We start from the raw sequence: 4,008 nt of genomic DNA, 5'->3' as shown, positions 1-4,008 counted from the left end.
AATTTTGCGCAGCCTCTGTCAGCGTAGACACAGCAAGCCAGGAAAATTTATACCAGTTGCACGTTAGTATGAGCGTATCGATTTTATTTCGAACTGACTATAGTACTCTCTTCAATACAGAGCATTTCATGGCAAAAAATATTACCTCTTTAGCACTAGCATCAATATTAACATCGTTCATGACATTGCCATTAATCGGCTGCGTCGCAACATCGACGCCGCGTTATGTCATCGATAGCGAAACCTACCAAGCTACTGGCAAAAGCCAGCGTATCAAAACCATCGTCTTGCACTATACGGTCTCAGATAATGAACGTTCGATCAAAACCCTGACCACAGGACAAGTCAGCGCCCACTATCTCATTTTGGATACGGACGACGATAAGATTTATAACTTAGTGCCAGAGTCTGAGCGCGCATGGCATGCCGGTGATAGCGGCTTTGCCGGTAGAACGATACTCAACGATACCTCTATCGGCATCGAGATCGTCAATGCTGGCATCAAACCTGAGTATCGAGACGCGCTAAAAAATGGCAATATGGATTACCATCCTTATGAGCATTATGTGGCGTTTGATGAATTACAGATTAAAAAAGTTGCCGAGCTGGTGCAAGATATCGCCAAGCGCTATGACATCTCACCGAAGAACATCATCGGCCATGCCGATATGGCACCCTCGCGTAAAATCGACCCTGGTGCCAAGTTCCCTTGGGAGCGACTGTATGTCGATTACGGCATTGGTGCTTGGTATGATGAATTTGATAAGCAATTCTTTATGCATCCAGACGCCTTTGCCGCGGCGACGATACCTGAGATTAAGCAAGAACTGCGCGAATATGGCTATCGCATTAATGACAGTGACGAATGGGACAAGTCTAGCCGCGATGTAGTCTATGCCTTCCAGCTACGTTTTCGCCCGCAGCGACCAACGGGCGAGATGGATTTGGAGACTTACGCGATACTACGCGCACTCAATCAGAAGTATGCTGGTCGTGATGACTTTTATTGAGATTGAATTCTAAAGCCTTGGCAACTTTTATTGAGATTGAATTCTAAAGCCTTGGCAAAAGGTGTTCTTTAACTGATATTTGCTAATCAATGCTTGCTAATGAAGTATCTTATGACGCTACGCATCCATGCTCTATTCCATACTGATTATGAAGACTTGAGCTTTATCACGCAGTGGGCGAATAGTCACAACCATATTATTAATGTCAGTCGCTCTTACGATAATGATTCGTTACCTGCGCTAGACAGCTTTGATTGGCTTGTCGTAATGGGTGGGCCAATGAGCGTCCATGATGAGGAAAAATACCCATGGTTAAGCGCGGAAAAACGCCTGATTAAACAAAGTATCGATACTGGTAAAACGGTCATTGGTATTTGCTTAGGGGCGCAGCTTATCGCCCATTGTTTGGGTGCTGAGGTTAAAACGTCTGGGGTAAAAGAAATCGGTTGGTTGCCGATGCGACTGACGCCCGCAGGTCAGGCGCATCCTTTATTACAAGATTTACCCAAACAGGATTTTACCGTATTTCACTGGCACGGTGAGGGCTTTGACTGTCCAACAGGCGCGAGCATCATTGCGGAAACGGATGCTTGGGCGAATCAAGGTTTTGTCTATCAAACACCATTGCACGTAGAATTAGACACTTGGATACTCGCGTGGCAATGTCATTTTGAAGTCACCAAAAAGAGCCTTGCTAAAATGATAGTTAATGGCAATAACGCCATTCAAAGTGGGCTGACAGAATACCCCGAAACGGTACAATCACCCGCTGAGATAATCGCGCTGGGTGATAAATATATCGAAGCAAATAACGCAAGGCTATCCGCTATACTAAATCGGATAGCTGAAAAATAAATAGTAAGGAGTATAGCTATGACTGATTCACAACATAACGAACAGGATGAGCTGCAGAAATATCTAGAAGAAAAAGCCAGACAAGAGCAGGAAAAAGAACAGGAGTCTGAGCCGCTTTCTGAATATGAGGCTTGTGTGCTAAGAGAGAGTGCTAAGATTCATGAGTTGATTGCTGAGGCTCAGAAGTAGACTAATGAACATTCAGAGGATGAGTAGCTTTTATAGAAATATATTTTCAATAAAGCTACTGAGGTATCTACTGGAAAGATGTTTGATATTCAATTACCCTAGCAAACCAAGAGGTCTATGAATACTTTATCAATAACTTATTAAGTCTCTCAATAAAGCTGTTACTATCTAGAAAATAATTAGGATAGGCTTCTTTAATTTTATTAACATCCCCAACAGATACTAAAACAACATCAAATCTATCACTATCTTGATAAGTTTTTTCTAATCGAAAATAATTTTCATTAGCCTCTTGCTCATCAGAGTAAGGTAAAATACTTGTTTCACGAGACTCTAAGTCTAATTGAATTAAGTAATATTTGGCTGCTGTATTTTCTTCTGAGAAGCTAATAGAGTTGACACTTTTAAGTTTTTCAATAACTCTCAATTCTTTTTCAAGTTTATTTAGCTCAATACATACTTCTGCTGGGGTTAACTTTTCGTAGTTAGAAATGACAGGAGCTTTCTCTTCTATCGAGAACAAGACACTTGTTAGCTTAAGAAACTGTAAATAGCTCTCTTCCCCTTCACCTGTCTTAAAAGAAACTTCATTCAATGAGCCTAGTATTTCTACAATTGTTGCCCATTCATGTTGTATCTTTGTACGAATTTGCAGTTCTATTTTAAAATCTTTGTCTTCTACTTTACAGTTGAAAATTTGATGTATTCCACGATATCCATCAGATTTAGGTTCACAAATATAGTCATGTATTTTGATATTATTATCAATATAGTATGAATTAATTATTTCACAAAACACCTTATCATCAGTGAATTTGTTAAGTGATTTCATATCAGGTAAGGTAACTCTAATACCTACTAAATCATCCAATTGAGATAATCTAGTGGTAGTAAATCGAACCAACTTCATTGAAATTGATTCCAATCTTTTCGTGCGAGAAGAAACAATACTGTCCTTTGAAATATCTAATCTGTCTAATTTTTTTTGTAATAAGTTAGAGAGTATTACGAGGCATGGCGTATGGTTTTCCCTGTACTTTCTGAGAATCAGCAGTGCGTTAGTAAATTGCTCTTCGCTTATATTATGGGAACCACTTGAATCTGAGTAATTCATGTAAGTGCGTATAGTTTTACCAGCTTTCGTTACAGCGCTATTAGAAATAGAAAAAGAGAGTGGCGTTTCTTGATGAACGTCACTCTCTTCAACATGCTCGAAAGTTGTTTTTATATCTAAAACCATAGTAAAACTATCAAACTTTACCTTCAATCATATCTTGTAAGTTGATGAGCGTACCGACCTTTCCTCTTGACCATGCAGTTTCTGGTTGGTGTGTCATCCAAGATAGTTCAGTGCCACTGTAATTACCATAAATATCAATTATTTTTTCTAAGAAATCAATTACTTGATGATCACTAGAATTTACTTTCTGACGTTCGCTCCACATATCAGAACCGAACTCATTAATATTTTTAGCTCCAAACTTTTTAAACTCATGATAAATTTCAGGTAAAACAGGACCATACTGCCATCGTTCGAAATTACCATCGAACAGAGGTATGTTACTTGATTTTAGGTACCATGATTGAGTAAAAAACATTAGCTTTTGCAACTTCATAGGGGTTAAGTTATTAGTTTTACCATTATTAGCTTGTTCAATAAAAGCGTTTGCAATTGCAATTGCTGAATATTTCATAATAACCTCCTTATGATAGTTAATGAACGGTAGTCAATAATATTTTGTGAAAGAAAAGGATGAGCAGGAAGTATGAAATTAGGAATATATTACAATATTCTAAAGTATCTTAGAATATTCTAAAGTATCTTAGAAACGCAAATAAGCTATATTGCAATTTGAAGTGGGCAATTAAAACAAATAAGCTATATTGCAATTTGAAGTGGGCAATTAAAACTGAAATCAATTCCATACCACTATTTTTGATTAGAAAATCAGTA

General features: G+C 38.3%; 5 protein-coding genes. 3 read left to right on the top strand and 2 right to left on the bottom strand.

The window, feature by feature from the left end; genetic code table 11:
- The first annotated feature begins 128 nt into the window (after positions 1-128).
- The 3 genes from PENNN9_RS01245 to PENNN9_RS12640 all read left to right on the top strand — a co-directional run bounded on the left by PENNN9_RS01245 (position 129) and on the right by PENNN9_RS12640 (position 2,054).
- Entirely contained in the window at positions 129-1,010 is an 882-nt protein-coding gene (locus PENNN9_RS01245) for an N-acetylmuramoyl-L-alanine amidase (RefSeq protein WP_058367955.1), read from the top strand.
- 111 nt (positions 1,011-1,121) lie between these two features.
- Positions 1,122-1,865: a type 1 glutamine amidotransferase gene (locus PENNN9_RS01240; RefSeq protein ID WP_058367954.1), complete on the top strand. Its 744-nt coding sequence runs from the start codon at positions 1,122-1,124 to the stop codon at positions 1,863-1,865.
- An 18-nt stretch (positions 1,866-1,883) separates the two neighbouring features.
- Positions 1,884-2,054: a hypothetical protein gene (locus PENNN9_RS12640; protein WP_156410051.1), complete on the top strand. Its 171-nt coding sequence runs from the start codon at positions 1,884-1,886 to the stop codon at positions 2,052-2,054.
- Between the two features lie 115 nt (positions 2,055-2,169).
- Here the strand turns inward: PENNN9_RS12640 and PENNN9_RS01235 are convergent, their stop codons facing one another.
- Positions 2,170-3,321, bottom strand: a complete 1,152-nt coding sequence (locus PENNN9_RS01235) for a RelA/SpoT domain-containing protein (RefSeq protein ID WP_143505706.1) — start codon at positions 3,319-3,321, stop codon at positions 2,170-2,172.
- Entirely contained in the window at positions 3,305-3,748 is a 444-nt protein-coding gene (locus tag PENNN9_RS01230) for a Panacea domain-containing protein (protein ID WP_058367952.1), read from the bottom strand. The genes PENNN9_RS01235 and PENNN9_RS01230 overlap by 17 nt, the downstream gene beginning before the upstream one ends.
- Positions 3,749-4,008: the final 260 nt, after the last annotated feature.

The sequence above is a fragment of the Psychrobacter sp. ENNN9_III genome (assembly GCF_001462175.1).
GTDB lineage: Bacteria > Pseudomonadota > Gammaproteobacteria > Pseudomonadales > Moraxellaceae > Psychrobacter.
This window is presented reverse-complemented; position numbering and strand designations above follow the sequence as displayed.